Consider the following 18351-nt stretch of genomic DNA (forward strand, 5'->3'; position numbering starts at 1 on the left):
CCGGCTCGCCGACCTCCCGGTCCCGCCGGGCCGCTTCATTGACCGCACCACCGTCGATCGATTCGAGGGCGAAGGCGTCCGCTCGGCCATCATCGAGGTTCAGGCCTCGGATCGGCAGGCATCGGGCGTAGCCGCCGTGGACGCGGCAGCTTCACACCGCACGTCACACAGTCTGGCCGGCCCAACGGATTCGGGAAAATCCGGACGCGGCGGACCCGTTGGCCGACGCATTGCGTCGTCCATGCAACCATAAAGTATTCTCTTACGCCACCATGTGGACTTCTGGGTAGTTATGACAATTCGGTATAGGTGGTATTGTGCTCGCTTCGCTTTTGAAGTATTCAAAACAGTAATTTCGGTCATTCGTCTACTTTATTTTTCCTTTGATATGGATCAAGAAATCGCTTAATACATATTTAAAATGGTATGTTTTTAATAAAACCGATCTTGCTTTAGCAAATGTCTTGCCAATGACTTTGTTGTTTGCTATGCGTCTTTTTGCTTTCGACTCGCACATTTGAGCCGCAAGCGTCGAACGGTCGGCCAAAGGGATCGTCTGGCCGTTCATGCCCGGGGGGGCAATAGAACCGGTGTGATCAGGTGATCCGCGAGACCTTCGGTCTTCGTGGGCAGATCCGCGCCTTCGAGGCGACGGCCGGTCCCGCATGTCCTCCTGAAAGTTCGTTCCCGATCCGGATCACCCGTCGTCCCCGATCTGGATCTCGCCGTCCGGATTGGGATTTCTTGCCAGGTGTGACCGCCGTCGCGCCCGGGAGAACGGTGTCGAGAGCTTGCAACGGCGTCCGCGTACCGGACCCGCCGGCTTTCGACGGTACAGGTCGGGCCTTTGAAAAAGGACACTAAACCCATGGTAAGTCGCAGGGAATTCATCCGGGATATCGTCCCCGGTGCCGCCCTCAGCACCATCATGCTGCCCCATCTGGCAAGGGCCGCATCCGGCACCGGTGGCGTCGCCAACGGCCGCGTGCTGGTCAACACCGCCTTCGGTCCGATGTGGCTGGTCAAGAAGGACGGAACGGTGACCTCGGTCGAGCCGCTGAAGCAGGTCGGCGCGTCCTGGGAGCTGATCAACTCGATGCCCGACCGGCTCTATAACCGGGCCCGCGTCAAGGCGCCGACGGTGCGCCGCGATTTCCTGAAGAACCGCGAAAAGAGCGACCGGACCGATCGCGGCAGCGGCGACTTCGTGGAGGTGAGCTGGGACGAGGTGGCCAAGATCGTCACCGAGGAGATGGATCGGGTCAAGACGACCTACGGCAACGCCTCGCTGCATCGCGGCAAGAGCTCCTGGGCCAGCAACCACGCCCATTTCTACAAGACGGAATCGCTGCTGCAGCGCTTCCTCAACGGCTATGGCGGCTCTTCGACCTTCTTCGGCAACTACTCCAACCAGGCGGTGTCGGAAATCCTGCCGGCGGTTGCCTGGGGCGGGCCGATGCTGACCAGCGACTGGCCGTCGATCCGCAACAACGCCAAGCTCATCGTGCTGTGGGGCGCCAACCCGCTGGCCACCTCCCGGATCCTGTCCGGTCGCTACATGACCGAAGCGTGGCGGGAGCTCAAGGACGCACCGATCGAGGTCATCGCGCTCGATCCGATGCGGTCCGAAACGGTGCAGGGGCTCGACTGCGCATGGATGCCGGTCCGGCCGAACACGGACATCGCGCTGGCGCTCGGCATGATGCACACGCTCTATACCGAGAAGCTGCACAACGCCGACTTCATCGCCAACTGCACCTTCGGCTTCGACGAGTTCAGCGCCTATCTGACCGGCGAGAGCGATGGCCAGGCCAAGAGTGCGGACTGGGCCGCGGAGATCACCGGCCTGTCGGCCGACTCGATCCGCGAACTCGCCCGCAAGATGGCGGGCACCCGCACGAAGATCGTTTGCGGCTGGTCGATCCAGCGTCAGCACCATGGCGAGCATGCGCCCTGGGCGCTCGTCGCGCTTGCGGCCATGCTCGGCCAGATCGGCCTGCCGGGCGGTGGCCTGACCTTCGGCGCCCACTATGCCGATGGCGGCTTCCCCAAGGCCGACATGCCACGCGTCGGCGGTACTCCGCGCGGCAAGAACGCCATTCCGGACCCGTTCCCGATCGCCTGCCTGACCGATGCCTATCTCAATCCGGGCAAGACGATCCAGTGCAAGGGACGCGACATCACCTATCCCGATATCCGTCTCGTCTATACCTCCGGCGGCAACCAGTTCACCCATCACCAGGACACCAACCGGGTGGTCAAGGCGTTCCAGGCGCCGGAGACAGTCATCGTCCAGGATCCGTGGTGGACCCCGAGCGCCCGCTTCGCCGACATCATCCTGCCGGCATCGAGCGATCTGGAGCGTAACGACCTCGGTCAGGTCATGAACCTGATCGTCGCCTCCCATGCCGCCGTCGACCCGCAGTACAACTCGCGGACCGACTACGACATCCTGACCGAGTTCGCCGAGCGGCTCGGCTTCGGCGACGCCTATACCGAGGGCCGGTCGGAAATGGACTGGGTCGAGATGCTCTACAACGAGGCCAGGGAGAAGTCGCAGACGGTGCAGATGCCGTCCTTCGACGAGTTCTGGGCCGGCGAGGGCGTCATCGAGTTTCCGATGGGCAAGGGCGACTACGTGCACCTGGCCGACTTCCGCGAGGACCCGCTGCTCAATCCGCTCGGCACGTCCACCGGCCTCCTGGAGTTCGTCTCTCCGTTCGTTGCCAAGCTCGGCTACGACGAGGACTGCCCAAAGCATCCGACCTGGATGGAGCCGGTCGAATGGCGCGGCAGCGCCCACGCCGACAAGTATCCGTTGCAGCTCATTTCTCCGCATCCGCCGCACCGCCTGCATTCGCAGATGTGCAACACGACGATGCGCGAGGAATACGCCGTTGAGGGCCGTGAGCCGGCCTACATCAACAGCGACGATGCGGCGGCCCGCGGGATCGCGTCGGGCGATATCGTCCGGCTGTTCAACGAGCGCGGACAGACTCTTGCCGGTGCGGTCGTCTCCGACGATATCGCGGCGGGAACGATCTGCCTGCATGAGGGTGCCTGGTACAATCCGGAAAAACCAGGTGAGATCGGCTCGCTCGACAAGTACGGCTCGCCGAACAACCTGACCCGCGAGGATCCGCTGACCTCGCGCTTCGCGCAGGCGACGATCGCCGGTACGGCCATCGTCCAGGTCGAGAAATACGACCAGCCGGCGCCGGCCGTGACGGCGTTCGATCCGGCCGTCTAGGCTCTGACAGCATCTGCCCCGGCCGGCGTGGCCGGCCGGGGATTTTCGGGCATCGATTCCGGAAAATCCTTCTTCTCACCCCGCGACGATTTCGGCTCGGCAGCGATGCCGGCTGGCGGCGGGACTCTCGGCATGGAGACTGCAGTGCTCTCACGATTGCGCAAAATCTGGGGATGGCTCTGGTCGCCCTACACCGGCCTGCCCCTGGCGGCCATCCTTGTCGCCGGCGGCATCGGCGGCGTCCTGTTCTGGGGTGCCTTCAACACGGCGATGGAGATGACCAACAGCCTGGAGTTCTGCATCTCCTGTCACGAAATGCGTGACAACGTCTATCAGGAGTACAAGGAGACCGTTCACTTCAAGAACGCGTCGGGCGTGCGTGCGATCTGTTCCGACTGCCACGTGCCGAAGGACTGGGTGCACAAGGTCGTGCGCAAGATCCAGGCCTCCAACGAGCTCTATCACAAGGTCGTCGGCACCATCAGCACGCAGGAGAAATTCGAGGCGAACCGGCTGGAGATGGCCCAGAGGGTCTGGGACACCATGAAATCGACCGACTCGCGCGAGTGCCGCAACTGCCATTCCTTCACCGCCATGCATTTCGAAAAGCAGCGCCCGGAAGCGTCCAAGCGGATGCAGAAGGCGATGGCCGACGGCGACACCTGCATCGACTGCCACAAGGGCATCGCCCACAAGATGCCGGACATGACGAGCGGCTTCAAATCCATGTGGTCCGATATCGTCGCCTCGGCCGCCGCCCTGTCGCCGCAGGCCGGCAACACCTATTACACGCTGAAGACCATCGGCTTCACGGCTGAAAAGGCCGGCGAGGGCGGACGCGCGGCCGGCCGGCTGCTGGCGGCAACGCCGGTGGAGGTGCTGGAGCGCGACGGCGACCAGCTAAAGGTGCGCGCGACGGGCTGGCGCCAGGAAAACGTCGACCGGGTCGTCTATGCGCGTGCCGGCAAGCGCATCTTCGTTGCCGCGCTCAGCCCTGCGGCGACCGACCTGGTCTCGTCCGGCGCATCCCAGACCGATCCCGACACCGGCCAGGTCTGGAGCGAAGCGTCGATGGATGTGTGGATTCCTGCCGGGGATCTGACTGACAAGGTCGAGCCGCTCTGGGCCTATGGCGCGGAACTCTACGGCGCCACCTGCGCCACCTGCCATACGGCGCCGGCGGTCAACCACTACGTCGCCAACCAGTGGATCGGCACCCTCAACTCGATGAAGCAGAACATCTCCATCGACACGGAGCAGTACCGGTTCCTGCAGAAATACCTGCAGATGCACGCGTCCGACGTCGCCGGGCATTGAGGCTACGGCGATACGCCGGCGGTCGACCGGATTGGTCGTCCGCCCCGTCGTGATGCCCCGGCCGCAACGCCTGCCGTCGGGGCATTCGACCTGTGCATGGCCGCGTCTGCCGTGCGGGGGAATCGAGGGGATGGTCCGCCGGTCGGCACAGGCCGGCCGGGGGTAACGCGGTGGTCCTTGCGGCCGCGTGGCCCGTGCGCCGCCGGCAATTCGGCGGACTTTTCGGGAATGAATTCCCTTACTGGCTGACGGTCGCTTCGGACAGGAAGATGCCCTTTGTCAGCGCCAGCTTGATGATGCCCCGGATCGCGCTTTCGTTCTTGCAATCGGAGAAGACGATCCTGGCCTTGTCGTAGATGAAGCGCATCGTGTTCGTCTGGAAGGCGTCTTCCAGGGCGTCCTGGTACCAGTCGCTGGCCTGGCTGATGCCGCCGGCGACGATGATGTAATCGGGGCTCAGCAGGTTGGCGCTGGCGGCGACGGCTTCGCCGAGATAACGGCCGACGTGCTGATAGATGTCCCGGGCGACCTCGTTTCCGGCTGCTGCGAGTTCGGCGACTTCCTGGGCCGACAGTTCCTTGTCGAGGCGATCCATGGCCATCCATTCGATCGCCCAGCCGGAGGCCTGCGTTTCCAGGCAGTTGTTCTTGCCGCAATAGCAGATGACCTCTTTGCCGCTGTGCATCGTGATGTGTCCGAGCTCGCAATAGCCGGGCACGAGTTGCCTGTTGCGGACGACGGCCGAGCCGACACCGAAGCCGTGGTTGACGAACAGCGCGACGTCGGAATTCGTCAGCTTGTCATAGAACAGATCGCCGAGGGCCATCGTCTTGGTGCAGTTCTCGACGTAGACGGGCAGTTCCACCTGGGCGCTGAGGAGCTTTGCGAGTTCGACATTCTCCCATTTGAAATTGGGAGAATAGACGACCCGGCCGGTGTCGCTGTCGACGAGGCCGCCTATGGAGACCCCGATACAGACGACGTCGTCGCGCGCCAGGCCGTGATCGCGCATCAATTCCAGGATGGCATTGGACGCCTGGCGCAAGATGGAATTCGGGAACTGGCTGCGATTGGTCTTTTCCGTCCGGTAAAGCTGGTGCTCGCCGTTCAGGTAGCCAACGGCAATCCTCAGATTATAGGTGCCGATATCGACCCCGATGACCACCTTGGGATAGGCCTTGCGCAACGACAGCAGGGTCGGCTTGCGGCCGCCGTTCGATGTCGATTCCCCTTGCCCGGTGACCTCGATGAGGCCGGCGTCGATCAGCTCCTGGGAGATCAGGGTGATCTTGGGTTTGCTCAGCTTCATCAGCCGCGCGAGCTCGGTCCGACTGATAACGCCCTTGTCGCGAATTATGTTCAGAGCCGTAAGCCGATGACTTGGCTTTTTTGCTTCGGGCGGCATCCGGATGGCTTTCAATTCAATGCTACGGGCAGGTTGGCCTGGACCATTGCCGATCGCTTGAAATAGAGCGTTCGCCATGTGGTGTCAAAGAAATTTTACTTTGTGAATAAACGCCTTTGAGGGGCTGGGCCGGCTGACCTCGCGGGCAGTTTCGCCGCTGCTCCGGGCAGGTACGGCTCGTGCCCGGGGCGGCGCCGGGCGCGTCTTCCACCTGCCGTCAAGCCCGCATTCCGGGCTGGTCGGAGTCAGCCCGCCGGAATAGCTGGAATCTCCTCGGTCGACGGGCAGGCGCGTGCTGGAGTGTCCCGAAGCCGGCTTTGCCGGGGGCTTTGCGACAAGATGCGGCCCGAAGGGCAGGGGCGTCGTGGGCCGCCGCCGCCTTTGGCCCAAGCGCGTTGTCAGGGCGGCATGCTTGGCCGTTCCCCGGGACATCGTCGTCGCCCTCGGTGGTGCCTGCCGCGTTTCGACAAGGGGAATATTCATGAAATATGCAAACTGGAATCAGCCCGGAGCGCGGGCCGCTCCCTGTCGGAGAGGCGTGGTTCAAGGGACATGTTACTAGCGGTTGTCATGCGGGCTAAATTATTGAACAAGAAGGAGAAAAAATCGTTTCTGCGACATTGTCTCCCAATCGCATGAGGGGGTGGTTAACGCTAGTGACAACGGGAATCTTTTGGAGTAAGTTCATAAAAAAAACAAACTAGGAAGGAGGCCGGCATGCCCGGAACGTTTTCCTACCACGTTCCCACCAAGCTCCACTTCGGCGTGAATGCTCTCACCGATGCCGGAACGTTGACGCGTCCGTTCGGCAGGCGGGCCCTGGTGGTCAGCATGCCCGTAAAGTCCTACCTGGCGCCGTCCTTCGCCATTCTGAAGAAGAGCCTGGAAGACGCGGGCATGACCGTGTCCCTCTTCGATGGCGTCGTGCCGAACCCGACCCTTTCGTCCGTTGAGGCCGGGAGCCGGTTCGCCAGGGAAGCGGGCGTCGATGTCGTGGTGGGGATCGGCGGCGGCTCCGTGATGGACACGGCCAAGGCCATTGCGGTCGGGGCGACCCATGCCGGTTCCTTGTGGAACTACATCTGGAGCAGCGACACCCAGCCCACCGACAAGACCCTGCCGATCGTCGCCATCCCGACCACGTCGGGCACCGGCTCGCATGTGACGCAGGTCAGCGTCTTCACCAATGAGGACGAGCGCTACAAATCGGCGATCTTCAACGAACGGATCTTTCCCGATCTCGCCATCGTCGATCCGACCCTGATGGTCACGGCGCCGGCCGAGGTGAGCGCGCCGACCGGTTTTGACGTCTTCACCCATGCGTTCGAAAGCTACATCCACGCCAACACCAGTCCGATCGTCAGGACGTTGGCGAGGGAGGTGGTCGGGCTCGTCGGCCGGTATCTGCCGATCGTGCTCGAAGACCCCGCCAATCTGGAGGCCAGAACCCAGATGGCCCTGGCCGACACCCTGGCCGGCATGTGCATCGCCAATGCCGGGGTGACGCTGCCGCACGGCATCGGCATGGCGGTCGGCGGGTTCTATCCGAACATCGCCCATGGCCAGGCGCTGGCGATCGTCTATCCCGAATTTGTCAAATACACCCTGGCCTCGGCCCCGGACGACTTCGAGATGCTCAGGACGTCGCTGGCGCCGGCGGCGGCCTCGCCCCAGGACGCCATCGAAACGTTCCTCGACCGGATCGGCCTCAGGAAGCGCCTGCGCGATTTCGGCGCCAAGGCCTCGGACCTCGACGCGCTGGCGGTGCAGTGCATGGTGCTGCCGGACTACCAGGCCAATCCCCGGGTCGCCAGCGCCGAGGACATGCGCGCCATCGTCGAAGCGGTCTATTGAGGAGCGACGGCAATGCTGCGCGGCATCTCTCCGTTGATCCCCCCGGACCTGCTCCACGTCCTGGCGCAGATGGGGCATGGCGATGAAATCGTCTTCTCCGACGCGCTGTTTCCCGCGCACAGCATCGGCCAGCGCGTCATCAGGCTCGACGGGGTGGAGATCCCCCGCCTGCTCGACGCCGTCCTGCCGCTCTTTCCGATCGACACCTATGTCGAGGATTCCATCGTCATGGTCGCGGCTCCGCAAGATGATGTGGAGGATCGGGACCTGGAGAGCAAATACCGGTCGGTGATCGACAAGTACGATTCCGGCCTTCCGAAAACAACGTTCCTGGAAGATCGCCACGACTTCTACGCGCGAGCGCGTCAGGCATTTTGTGTCGTCGTCACGGGCTCTGTCGTCAAGTACGGAAACCTGCTGCTCAAGAAGGGTGTCTACTAGCACGTTCCGCAACACTTGCGGCGCCGAGGGCCGTCATTCGGCCAGACTGTAAGAAAAAGAAGGGCATCGAGGAAAATGCGCCAAGCAACGATGGTTGAGCCGGGCAGGATCCTGTTCCGCGACGATGTCGAGGTCCCGGCACCGGGCGACGACGAGATCCTGTTGCGCGTCTCGCAGATCGGGGTCTGCGGGTCCGACATCCATGTCAACCACGGCAAGCACCCGTTCACGTCCTATCCGGTCATTCAGGGGCACGAGTTTTCGGCCGAGATCGTCGCCGTCGGCGCCAATGTCGATGCGACGAAGTTCCCGGTCGGCCGACTGGCGACGGCATTGCCGCAGGTGTTCTGCGGCGAATGCGATCCGTGCCGGCGCGGCGATTTCAATATCTGCGACGCGTTGAAGGTGCGCGGCTTCCAGGCGCCCGGCGTGGCGCAGGATTACGTCACCTTCCCGCAGGACATGGTCATTCCGCTGCCGGAGACGATGAGTGCCGAAATCGGCGCCTTCATCGAGCCGTTGGCCGTGGCGGTCCATTCCGTGTCGCGGGCCGGGCCCGTGTCGGGCAAGAACATTCTCGTCACCGGCGCCGGCACGATCGGCAATTTGATCGCCCAGGTGGCCCAGGCGAAGGGTGGCAACGTCCTCGTCAGCGACGTCAGCGACTACCGGCTGGAAAAGGTCCGGGAGTGCGGGATCGCCAACGTCGTCAATCCCAGGACCGGCGATGTTGCCGAGGCGGTCGAGACGGTTTTCGGCCCGTCCCGATTTGACGTGGCCTTCGAAGTCGCGGGCGTGGAATCGGCGCTCGACACCGCCGTTCAGCTCGTCGCCAAGGGCGGGACGATCGTTGCCGTCGCGGTCTACGGCGACAGGCCGAAGGTCGACATGGCCGTTCTGGGCGACCGGGAAATCATCCTGAAAGGCACCCTGATGTACAAGCACGAAGACTATCTGGGCGCCATAGACCTTATTCAGAAAGAAACCGTAAGACTATCTCCGCTCGTCTCGGTTCGATTTGCGTTCGACGAGTACATGCGGGCCTATGAATACATCGACCAGAACCCCGAAAAGACAATGAAGGCGATGATCGTTCTGTAAAAGCGGTGCTTCAAAGCCGCGGAAACGATTTAAGTCCGGCACGCGTGCAGGGACGGGAGAGGACGCGATGAGCAGTGCGCAAGCACTTGTCGACAAGGACAAGGGGATGAAAATCCCCCTCAAGTCCGTGCTTTCAAGTCGTCAGTTCTGGCTGCTGACCATCAATGCCGTGGTCGTCATCGGTCTTGGCATCATGCGGCCGGACACCTTCCTGTCCTGGATCAATTTCAAGGCCGTGCTGTCCTTGATGTCCTACGATCTGCTTCTGGCGATCGCCATGACGACGGTTCTGATCGTGCGCGGGCTGGATCTTTCCGTCGGTGCGGTGATGGCGCTCAGCTCGGTGGTGATGGCGCTGCTGCTCAGGGCAGGCGTGCCCGTGCTGCCCTCCGTGCTGGGCGGTCTCGTCGTTGCGCTCGCCTGCGGCTTCACCAACGGCTTCTTCATCGTGCGGGTCGGCATCCTGCCGTTCCTGGTGACTTTGGCGATGATGACGGCGGCGCGCGGCGTCGCGACCGTGCTGACGACCGGACAGTACATTTCCTTCCCGACGGCGCCGCGCTGGTTTTCCAGGTTCGCGCGCAACGAATTCGTCTTCCAGATCGGAGACGCCAGCTATGGCGTGCCGGTCCTCTTGATCGTCACGCTGACGGCGACGCTCGTCTTCGGCCTGCTGCTGTCGAACTGGGTGCCGCTCAGGCGGCTGTTCTTCATCGGGCAGAACGCCGAGGCCGCCAAGCTGTCGGGCATCCAGGTCGAACGCCTGACCATCGCCGCCTATATGATCTCGGCGTTCTTCGTCTGGATCGCCGCGCTGTTGATGACGTCGGCGAACAAGATCGGCTACGCCAATTACGGCATTACCGCCGAAATGCGGGCGATCGCGGCGGCGGTCATCGGCGGCGCCAGTTTCTTCGGCGGATCGGGCAGCATCTTCGGCACCTTTCTCGGCGTCCTGCTGCTCGCGCTCATCGGCAACGGCTTCATTCTCCTCAATGGCGATCCGAACTGGCAGCAGGCGACGATCGGCGTGGTCCTGATCGTGGCGGTCGGCATCGACGCCCTGCGCACCATCCGGACGCGGAGGTAGGGCCATGCTGCAGGCGAGCGGGATCAACAAGTCGTTCTTCGGCAACAACGTTCTGGAAGACGTCAGCTTCGACGTGAAGGCCGGAGAGGTCCATGCCCTGATCGGCGAGAACGGCGCCGGCAAGTCGACGCTGGTCAACATCCTTTCGGGCAACCTCCCGCGGGATACCGGCAAGGTGGTCTTCGACGGCGACATCGTCTCGTTCGACACGCCGCTGGAGGCAATGAGCGCGGGCATCAGCGTGGTTCACCAGGAACTGAGCATCGTGCCCCAGGCGACCGTCGCGGAGAACATCTTCCTCAGGCGCGAGATCACGACGCGGTTCGGCTTCAACGACTGGAACGCGATGTATGCCCGGTGCCAGGCCGTCTTCGACCGGATGCAGGTCGACATCAACCCGCGCGCGCTCGCCGGCAGCCTCAGCATCGGCATGCAGCAGCTCGTCGAGGTGGCCAAGTCCGTCGTGCTGAACGCCAAGCTCATCTTCATGGACGAGCCGACCTCGTCGCTGTCGGAAAAGGAAATCGACGAGCTGTTCCAGGTCGTGCGCGATCTGAGGGATTCCGGGCTGGCGATCGTCTTCATCTCGCACAAGCTCAACGAGCTTTTCGAGATTTCGGACCGCATCACGGTTCTGCGCGACGGCCGCAACGTCGGAACGCGGCTGACGGCGGAAGCCAGTTCCGACGAGATCATCTCGCTGATGGTCGGCCGGTCGCTGAGCAACCTTTATCCGGAGCGCAGCGCCAGCGTCGGGGACGTCGTCTTCTCGTGCCGGGACCTCTCCCTGTTCGGCGCGGTCAAGGACGTCAATTTCGATCTTCGCAAGGGTGAGATCCTCGGAATGGCGGGCCTGATCGGCGCCGGCCGGACGGAGGCGATGCTGGCGCTGATCAATGCGCGCAAGCGGGCCTCGGGCCGGTTCGAGCTGAACGGACGGCCGGTCGAGCTGAATTCGCCGCACGACGCCCTGCGGCACGGCATCGTCTATCTGTCGGAGGATCGCAAGGGCAGCGGCCTGTTCCTCGACTACGACATGGTGCTCAACGTGAGCTCCTGCGTGCTCGACCGCGAGGCGCGGTTGGGCATGGAAAACCGCAAGGCCATGCGCGACGCGACCTGGCGGTACGTTACGGAAATGGACATCCGTCCGAAGCGGCCGTCGGCGACGATCCTCAGCCTGTCGGGCGGCAACCAGCAGAAGATCCTGCTGGCAAAATCGCTGAACGCCGACCCGAAGGTGCTGATCGTCGACGAGCCGACGCGCGGCGTCGATGTCGGCGCCAAGGCGCAGATTCACAAGAAGCTGCGGGAACTGGCGAATTCCGGCTGCAGCATCATTCTCATTTCGTCGGAACTGCCGGAGGTGCTCGGGATGAGCGACCGCATCCTGGTCTTTCGCTCCGGCACGGTGGTCGCCGACCTGGACAACAGCGCCGGCGCCCTCACGCAGGAGGATGTCATGAACGCGGCGGTCGAACTGGAGGGGCTGGCGGTCTGATGTCGATGAACCTCGCCAACATCAAAGTGAGCAGTAGCTGGCTCCAGTATATCGGTCTCATCGTCGTCACCGTGCTGATCGTGGTGTTCACGCATTCCGTTTTCGGAAACGTGATGACGGCCGCGAATCTGCGGGTGCTGGCGATGAACATGATCTTCGAAGCGATCATGGCGCTCGGAATGACGTTCGTCATCATTCTCGGCGGTATCGACCTCTCGGTCGCATCGGTTTTCGCATTCGGCGAAATCCTGGTCGCAAAGCTGATGGTCGAGGTCGGCCTGCCGGTGCCGGTGGCGACGGCGGCGACGGTTGCCGTCTGTGCCCTGATCGGTGCGCTCAACGGCGTCATGACCGTGTCGTTCCGGGTCCATCCGATGGTCGTCACGCTCGGCACCTTGCTGACGCTTCGCGGCGTCAATCTGGCGATCACCGACGGCAGGTCCATCTCCGGGTTCTCGGACTCGTTTCTCTGGCTCGGCCAGGGGCAGATCCTCGGCGTGGATTTCCCGATCATCTTCTTCGTGGTCGCGGCCGTGGTGCTCGGACTGCTGCTGGCGCATCACAGGTTCTTCCGGCAGATCTACTTCATCGGCGGATCGGAGCGCGCGGCAAAGTATTCCGGCGTCGACGTCGCGCGGGTGAAGATCGCGATCTATGCGCTGAGCGGCTTCCTGGCCGGGTGCGCCGGCGTCATGGCCGCCGCCAAATACGGCGCCGCCCATTGGGGCCACGGCAACATGGCGGAACTGAAGGCCATCGGATCGGTGGCGATCGGCGGCGCCGACATGATGGGCGGCAGCGGCACGATCTTCGGCACCGTGCTCGGCGCGATCTTCCTTGCCGTGGTCCACAACGCATTCGTCACTTCGGCGGTGAACCCCTTCTGGTACGACGTGGTCAACGGCGTGATGCTCCTGATCGCCGTCCTCGTCAGCCGGGTCATCGCCAAACAGAATGAGCGGAAAATGAAGTCCGTTCGTCAGCAGAAGATTGACCAATCTCTGCAACCCCAAAGTCCCTGACTTGGTTCCAAACTCCACCGGGAGGACGACAATGAATAAGATATGCCTGAGCCTTGCTGCCGCCGCCTTGACCGCCGGTTCGCTGCTCGCCGCGCCCGTCAAGGCACAGCAGACGGAAGAACACTACGCGATGGTGGTGTTCCTCAAGGGGTCCGAATTCTTCAACTGGGCCTATGCCGGCTTCCAGGACGCCGCGGCGACCGTCGGCGCGACGACCGAACTTCAGGGCCCCGCCGACTGGGATGCTTCTGCCGAAGCCCGCGCCGTCGACCAGTTGGTCGCCAAGGGCGTGAAGGGTATCGCCGTCACCGCCGGCGACGCCGATACGCTGGTCGGGTCCATCAACGCCGCCATGGAAGCGGGCGTGCCGACCCTGACCTTCGACAGTGACTCGCCGAAATCCGATCGCCTGCTGTTCGTCGGCACGAACAACTACAATGCCGGTTTCGCCGCCGGCAAGGCCGTCGGCGAGCAGGTCGGCGACGATGCCCGCGTCGGCGTTTCGCTGATCCCCGGCCTCGATTCCATCAATCACCGCCTGCAGGGCTTCAAGGAAGGCCTTGCGTCGGTCGCGCCCGGCGCCGAGGTCGTCGCACAGGTGAACGACGAGGGCGACCTGCAGAAGGCCGAGACGGTCAACACGGCGATGCTCCAGGCCAATCCCCAGATCAACGTCATCTTCTGCGCCCACGGCAATCCGGCGACCGGCGCCCTGGCGGCGACCCGCAATGTCGGTCGCTTCGACGGCCCGAACAAGGTCCACGTCCTGGCATGGTCGATCGACGTGCCGATCCTGCAGGGCATCGAAGACGACGAGTACGGTTCGACGGTCGCCCAGAACCCCTACATGATGGGCGTCCAGTCCTTCCTGCAGCTCTGGTCGGCGGCGCATCCGACCCAGTTCGACAGCCTGACCAACCCCGGAATGGGCCAGGTTCCGACCGCCGATCTCGATACCGGCGTGAAGATCCTCAAGAAGGGCGATCCGGCCATCAAGGCGCTCATGACTCCTCCCAAGATCTGATTTCTTCCTTCCTCCAACACCTGAAATCAGACCGCAGCAGGCGGGCCACGGCCCGCCTGCTTTTTTCGCGGGCCAGTCCGGATACGATCTGCTGCCGTTTCATGCGCCGGCCGAGGTCGAGCACTCCAGCGATGGCGATGCTTCCCTTGGCGATCCGAGCGGACGCATCGGCGAGGCTTTTTCCCGCGTACTTTCCCGCATTTCCCTGGTGCCGACCGAGGTAGCGCACTGCCAGATGCTGCCGCGCTCACGTCGATGGACGCGGATTTCGGCACCGAATAACGAACGAGATCGCGCCACACCCGGTCCAAAAGCGTGTGTGCTGATTTTGGCGACGAAATGACTCGAAAAAACGATTTAAGGTATTGATTCCATTGGTGCCGGTTGAGGGATTCGAACCCCCGACCTACTGATTACAAATCAGTTGCTCTACCAGCTGAGCTAAACCGGCCCTGCAGACGCTGATACCATGGTCTTTGCGGGCGGGCCAGAGGGCGTGGTGGTTCAGGACGGCACCGGGTTGCCGCCACCGCGGGGCGTCGTCGTGCGGCTGGTTTTTCCGGGATCGGGGAGGGCGCCGGCGGGGTGGTCTTCGACACCTGTGGCGGATGTCGGTGGCCTTGGTTCGGCATATTCCGCGTTCATTTCGCAAATCGGCACGGTTTTGCCAATTATTCGGCGCTATGGTGCGCGCGTGACGACTCATGGCGGCCGGCGTGCCTGACTGAGGGCCCCGTGCCAGGAAGAGGAATGGATATGACCGCTCGGCACCGATATTCCGGTTTCCTGGCCGTTGCCGCGGTGTGGTGCCTGGCAGCGCCCGCCGCCTATGCCCAGTCGGCGTGGGAGACCATCGAGCAGCGGCCGCCGCGGCTTGGCAGCTATGTGACGCCGTCGAAGAAGACGCCGGGGCTCCTTTACCTGGCGCCGCCGGGCGTCACTGCGCCGGACCGTTCCGGCTTGGCCGCTCCGGCGCCGGTCCCGCCGACGCCGCCGTCGGCCCCGCAGGTCTCCCAGGCTCCGGCCGGCGGTACGGCGCCGGCCGATGGCGGGCTGCAGCCCTGGTCCGATGCCTGGGCGCGCGACTGCGCGCGGCGCTATCCGAGCTTCGATCGCAACACCGGAACCTACCGTTCGCCCGCCGGCCACTACGAATTCTGCCAATGAGTCTTGCATCCGCCGCAGGGGATGATCGGCTGGCCTGGCTGGTGGAAAACCTTAACGGAAAACGATAAGGCGTTAGCCATAAAGGCATTATTTGCTTCGGTGGAAAGCGGCGGTTAAGGGGCGTCAAGGTAACCTTTTGCCGCGTGCCTCGAATATGCCGTTTTCTCGTGATCCTCATGAAACGGCAGGGGTCGGCTAGTGTCACAGGATCGGGAGAAGCAACATGATCCGCATCGGCAGATGGGCTCTTGCCTGTCTCGTAGCGACCGTGTGTCTGATTGGCGCGATATCGTCATCGTCCGCCAATCCAAGAACTCCGGGGCTCATCAACGGGCTTGCCGTCGCTCCGGCCGCCAATAAGGCAGCCGGTGACCGCGGGGCCACCACCTCCAACATCATCAAGGTGCAGGACGGCCGGCGCTTCCGGCGTCAGAACCGTCGTGCCGCCAACCCGCGTGCCGCCCGCAGGCGCGGCCTGCAGCAGCGGCGCAGGGTGAACCGGCGTCGGCTCAACCGGCTGCGCACGGACCAGCGTCGCGCCAATCGCCGGCGCGTCGACCGCCGTCGCAACGTCAATCGCCGGCGCGCGCAGCGCCGCCGCGTCGACCGCCGTCGCGTCAATCGTCGCCGTGTCGACCGCCGCCGGACCTATCGCCGCGATCGGCGCCTGCGTAATCGGCGCTATCGGGCCCGGCGCTATCGCGTGCGCAATCCGCGCGCCTGGCGCAACCGCAACCGTGTTTGGCGGCGCTATCCGCGTCCGCCGCGCTGGGGACGTCCAGGCGGCCGTCCGTGGCGCTATTGGCGCGGCCATCGCTACTACTGGTACAATGGCGGCTGGTGGCCCTATGCGTGGCTGAGCACCGTCGTGGTGATCCCGTCCGCGGCCTATTACTACGCCGACGACCCGGCACCGCCGGCCTACGGACCGGAACCCTGGACGCCGGAGTGGTATGCCTACTGCGAGGCCAAGTACAAGACCTTCAATCCCGACACCGGCTACTACTTCTACAAGCCGGGCCGGCAGCGGTTCTGCCGCTGACGCCTGACGGCGGGAAAGGCGGGATCGCCGGCTTGCCGGCGATCTGCCGAACAGAGATGACATGGAAGGGCGCCCCCGCGGGCGCCCTTTCGTTTTTCCGGTCGCGTCTAGGGGATTGCGGTCTTAAAGCATGTTGCGTTTTTTCTGAAACACGCAACATGCTTTAAGTCTTTGTTTTGACGCGGTTTCTTATCCAAAAAGTCTATCAACTTTTTGGGAAAGCGCTCTAGCGCTGCCGTGAGCGGGTCGCTGCATAAAGGGCGAGGGCGGCAGCGTTGGAGACGTTGAGGCTCTTGATCTCGCCCGGCATGTCGAGCCGGACGAGCCGGTCGCAGGTGGCGCGGGTGCGGGGTCGCAGGCCCTTACCTTCCGAACCCAGCACGACGACCAGCGGGCGCCCGACGACGTCGTCCGCCACCAGCGCGTCCTCCAGCGGCTCGTCTCCCTCGCTGTCGAGGCCGATGCGGACAAGGCCGGCCTTGCCGAGCTCGTCCAGTGTGTCCGACAGGTTGCGCACGGAGACGAGCGGCACGATGTCGAGGGCGCCGGAGGCGGATTTGGCGAGCGTTGCGGTCTCCGCGGCGCTGTGGCGGCGCGGCACGATCACGGCATCGACGGCAAAGGCCGCGGCCGAGCGCAGGATCGCGCCGACATTGTGCGGGTCGGTGGTCTGGTCGAGGGCAAGGAGGAGCTGCGTTTCGGCAAGTTCCTCAAGGCCCATCGTCTGAAGCGGCGCGACCTCCAGAACGAGCCCCTGGTGGACGGCGTCGCCGCCGACCATGCGGTTGATCTCCTTCACGCTCGCCTCGGTGACGGGGATATCCGGATGGATGTCCCGTTCGGCAAGCCGGGCAAGGGCGTTCGGCGTGGCGATCAGCCGGTGCGCCGTGCGGCGCGGATTGGCGAGGGCCGCGGCCACCGTGTGGAGGCCGTAGAGCCGGAGCGGGCCGTCGTCGGCGGCGGCCTCGCGTCTGCGGGGGCGGCCGCCCTGCGGCCGCGAGCGGGAATGGGGAGGGCGTGTCATGGCCCGCCTTATACGGCGCGCACCGGCCCTTCACAATGGGCGCCATGGCGGCGGCGCGACCGGCGCTGCGGCAAGACCGGAGCGATGCCGGCGGGGCGCCCATGCGGGTCCTGCGATGGCAATAACTTCGCGGCAAATAGGACGTTGACAGCCAAGGGCGAGATGGCCATAACACGCGCCACAGGATTCCTCGCCCTGGCGGGGCGTTTCTGGTTGGCCATCCGTGTTGCCGGATGTTGCGCAAATCGTCGGAGGGGTGCCCGAGTGGCTAAAGGGGGCGGACTGTAAATCCGCTGGCTATGCCTACGTTGGTTCGAATCCAACCCCCTCCACCATTTGCCAACATCACCTAAGTTGCGCGGGCGTAGCTCAATGGTAGAGCAGAAGCCTTCCAAGCTTACGACGTGGGTTCGATTCCCATCGCCCGCTCCAAAATCCGATCGGGAACGGCCTGGCTTCCAGAAATGTCCTTCCAACCTTGGCGGCAACGGATTCTGACGGAGATCCTGTCTGTGTCCTGACCGGCCCGAAAAGGGACGGCGCGCGGCGGGTGGATTTGGCTTGAGGGCAAACAGAGAGAGCGACGCCGATGGCGAAAGAGAAGTTTGCGCGGACGAAACCGCACGTAAACATCGGGACGATTGGTCACGTGGACCACGGCAAGACGACGCTGACGGCCGCGATTACGAAGTTTTTCGGTGACTTCAAGGCGTATGACCAGATCGACGCTGCGCCGGAAGAAAAGGCGCGCGGCATCACGATCTCCACGGCGCATGTGGAATACGAGACGGACGCGCGGCACTACGCCCATGTCGACTGCCCGGGCCACGCCGACTACGTCAAGAACATGATCACGGGTGCGGCGCAGATGGACGGCGCGATCCTGGTGGTCTCGGCCGCCGACGGCCCGATGCCGCAGACCCGCGAGCACATCCTGCTCGCCCGTCAGGTCGGCGTTCCGGCGATCGTGGTCTATCTCAACAAGTGCGACCAGGTCGACGACGAGGAGCTCCTGGAACTGGTCGAGCTCGAGGTTCGCGAGCTGCTGTCGTCCTACGAGTTCCCGGGCGACGACATTCCGATCGTCAAGGGCTCGGCGCTGGTGGCGCTGGA

The 18351-nt window shown here is 63.7% G+C and carries 14 protein-coding genes and 3 tRNA genes; 14 read left to right on the top strand and 3 right to left on the bottom strand.

The genetic code is table 11. From position 1 onward, the window contains the following. The first annotated feature begins 868 nt into the window (after positions 1-868). Together M2319_RS14230 and torC are read left to right on the top strand one after the other, a co-directional pair. Entirely contained in the window at positions 869-3250 is a 2382-nt protein-coding gene (locus M2319_RS14230) for a molybdopterin-dependent oxidoreductase (protein ID WP_264602129.1), read from the top strand. Between the two features lie 132 nt (positions 3251-3382). Next, the gene (torC, locus tag M2319_RS14235; protein ID WP_264602130.1) at positions 3383-4567 is read left to right on the top strand and encodes a pentaheme c-type cytochrome TorC; all 1185 of its coding nucleotides are present in this window, start codon (positions 3383-3385) and stop codon (positions 4565-4567) included. 238 nt (positions 4568-4805) lie between these two features. Here torC and M2319_RS14240 read toward each other — a convergent pair whose 3' ends face one another. Further along, complete coding sequence (locus tag M2319_RS14240) at positions 4806-5876, bottom strand: ROK family protein (protein WP_264602131.1); 1071 nt, start codon at positions 5874-5876, stop codon at positions 4806-4808. A gap of 813 nt (positions 5877-6689) precedes the next feature. Here M2319_RS14240 and M2319_RS14245 point away from each other — a divergent pair. The 7 genes from M2319_RS14245 to M2319_RS14275 all read left to right on the top strand — a co-directional run bounded on the left by M2319_RS14245 (position 6690) and on the right by M2319_RS14275 (position 14005). Continuing rightward, entirely contained in the window at positions 6690-7826 is a 1137-nt protein-coding gene (locus M2319_RS14245) for an iron-containing alcohol dehydrogenase (protein WP_264602132.1), read from the top strand. A 12-nt stretch (positions 7827-7838) separates the two neighbouring features. Further along, complete coding sequence (fucU, locus tag M2319_RS14250; protein ID WP_264602133.1) at positions 7839-8267, top strand: L-fucose mutarotase; 429 nt, start codon at positions 7839-7841, stop codon at positions 8265-8267. 75 nt (positions 8268-8342) lie between these two features. Next, the gene (locus tag M2319_RS14255; protein ID WP_264602134.1) at positions 8343-9368 is read left to right on the top strand and encodes a zinc-dependent alcohol dehydrogenase; all 1026 of its coding nucleotides are present in this window, start codon (positions 8343-8345) and stop codon (positions 9366-9368) included. 67 nt (positions 9369-9435) lie between these two features. Then, on the top strand, positions 9436-10458 hold the full coding sequence (locus M2319_RS14260) for an ABC transporter permease (protein WP_264602135.1): 1023 nt from the start codon (positions 9436-9438) through the stop codon (positions 10456-10458). Between the two features lie 4 nt (positions 10459-10462). After that, positions 10463-11959, top strand: a complete 1497-nt coding sequence (locus M2319_RS14265; protein WP_264602136.1) for a sugar ABC transporter ATP-binding protein — start codon at positions 10463-10465, stop codon at positions 11957-11959. Further along, the gene (locus tag M2319_RS14270) at positions 11959-12981 is read left to right on the top strand and encodes an ABC transporter permease (protein WP_264602137.1); all 1023 of its coding nucleotides are present in this window, start codon (positions 11959-11961) and stop codon (positions 12979-12981) included. The genes M2319_RS14265 and M2319_RS14270 overlap by 1 nt, the downstream gene beginning before the upstream one ends. A gap of 31 nt (positions 12982-13012) precedes the next feature. Then, positions 13013-14005: a substrate-binding domain-containing protein gene (locus M2319_RS14275; RefSeq protein ID WP_264602138.1), complete on the top strand. Its 993-nt coding sequence runs from the start codon at positions 13013-13015 to the stop codon at positions 14003-14005. A gap of 375 nt (positions 14006-14380) precedes the next feature. Here the strand turns inward: M2319_RS14275 and M2319_RS14280 are convergent. After that, positions 14381-14456: transfer RNA gene (locus M2319_RS14280), tRNA-Thr, on the bottom strand. Between the two features lie 299 nt (positions 14457-14755). Here M2319_RS14280 and M2319_RS14285 point away from each other — a divergent pair. After that, positions 14756-15172, top strand: coding sequence for a BA14K family protein (locus M2319_RS14285; protein ID WP_264602139.1), 417 nt, complete (start codon positions 14756-14758; stop codon positions 15170-15172). A gap of 223 nt (positions 15173-15395) precedes the next feature. Beyond that, positions 15396-16214 carry a hypothetical protein gene (locus M2319_RS14290; RefSeq protein WP_264602140.1) on the top strand — a complete coding sequence of 273 codons (819 nt, stop codon included), beginning with the start codon at positions 15396-15398 and terminating at the stop codon, positions 16212-16214. Positions 16215-16440: 226 nt separating this feature from the next. Here M2319_RS14290 and rlmB read toward each other — a convergent pair whose 3' ends face one another. Further along, positions 16441-17238, bottom strand: coding sequence for a 23S rRNA (guanosine(2251)-2'-O)-methyltransferase RlmB (gene rlmB / locus M2319_RS14295; RefSeq protein WP_264602141.1), 798 nt, complete (start codon positions 17236-17238; stop codon positions 16441-16443). Positions 17239-17488: 250 nt separating this feature from the next. Here rlmB and M2319_RS14300 point away from each other — a divergent pair. The 3 genes from M2319_RS14300 to M2319_RS14310 all read left to right on the top strand — a co-directional run. Beyond that, positions 17489-17573, top strand: a tRNA-Tyr gene (locus tag M2319_RS14300). A 23-nt stretch (positions 17574-17596) separates the two neighbouring features. Next, positions 17597-17670: transfer RNA gene (locus M2319_RS14305), tRNA-Gly, on the top strand. Between the two features lie 157 nt (positions 17671-17827). Continuing rightward, a partial coding sequence (locus M2319_RS14310) for a GTP-binding protein (protein ID WP_264602142.1) occupies positions 17828-18351 on the top strand: 524 nt, incomplete at its 3' end.

Source organism: Rhodobium gokarnense (genome assembly GCF_025961475.1).
GTDB classification, from domain to species: Bacteria; Pseudomonadota; Alphaproteobacteria; order Rhizobiales; family Rhodobiaceae; genus Rhodobium; species Rhodobium gokarnense.

What these genes read in the sequence shown, in the direction of transcription:
- M2319_RS14230 (WP_264602129.1), top strand. Translation starts at nt 869, where the DNA reads ATGGTAAGTCGCAGGGAATTCATCCGGGATATCGTCCCCGGTGCCGCC.
- torC (WP_264602130.1), top strand. Translation starts at nt 3,383, where the DNA reads ATGGAGACTGCAGTGCTCTCACGATTGCGCAAAATCTGGGGATGGCTC.
- M2319_RS14240 (WP_264602131.1), bottom strand. Translation starts at nt 5,876, where the DNA reads ATGAAGCTGAGCAAACCCAAGATCACCCTGATCTCCCAGGAGCTGATC.
- M2319_RS14245 (WP_264602132.1), top strand. Translation starts at nt 6,690, where the DNA reads ATGCCCGGAACGTTTTCCTACCACGTTCCCACCAAGCTCCACTTCGGC.
- fucU (WP_264602133.1), top strand. Translation starts at nt 7,839, where the DNA reads ATGCTGCGCGGCATCTCTCCGTTGATCCCCCCGGACCTGCTCCACGTC.
- M2319_RS14255 (WP_264602134.1), top strand. Translation starts at nt 8,343, where the DNA reads ATGCGCCAAGCAACGATGGTTGAGCCGGGCAGGATCCTGTTCCGCGAC.
- M2319_RS14260 (WP_264602135.1), top strand. Translation starts at nt 9,436, where the DNA reads ATGAGCAGTGCGCAAGCACTTGTCGACAAGGACAAGGGGATGAAAATC.
- M2319_RS14265 (WP_264602136.1), top strand. Translation starts at nt 10,463, where the DNA reads ATGCTGCAGGCGAGCGGGATCAACAAGTCGTTCTTCGGCAACAACGTT.
- M2319_RS14270 (WP_264602137.1), top strand. Translation starts at nt 11,959, where the DNA reads ATGTCGATGAACCTCGCCAACATCAAAGTGAGCAGTAGCTGGCTCCAG.
- M2319_RS14275 (WP_264602138.1), top strand. Translation starts at nt 13,013, where the DNA reads ATGAATAAGATATGCCTGAGCCTTGCTGCCGCCGCCTTGACCGCCGGT.
- M2319_RS14285 (WP_264602139.1), top strand. Translation starts at nt 14,756, where the DNA reads ATGGATATGACCGCTCGGCACCGATATTCCGGTTTCCTGGCCGTTGCC.
- M2319_RS14290 (WP_264602140.1), top strand. Translation starts at nt 15,396, where the DNA reads ATGATCCGCATCGGCAGATGGGCTCTTGCCTGTCTCGTAGCGACCGTG.
- rlmB (WP_264602141.1), bottom strand. Translation starts at nt 17,238, where the DNA reads ATGACACGCCCTCCCCATTCCCGCTCGCGGCCGCAGGGCGGCCGCCCC.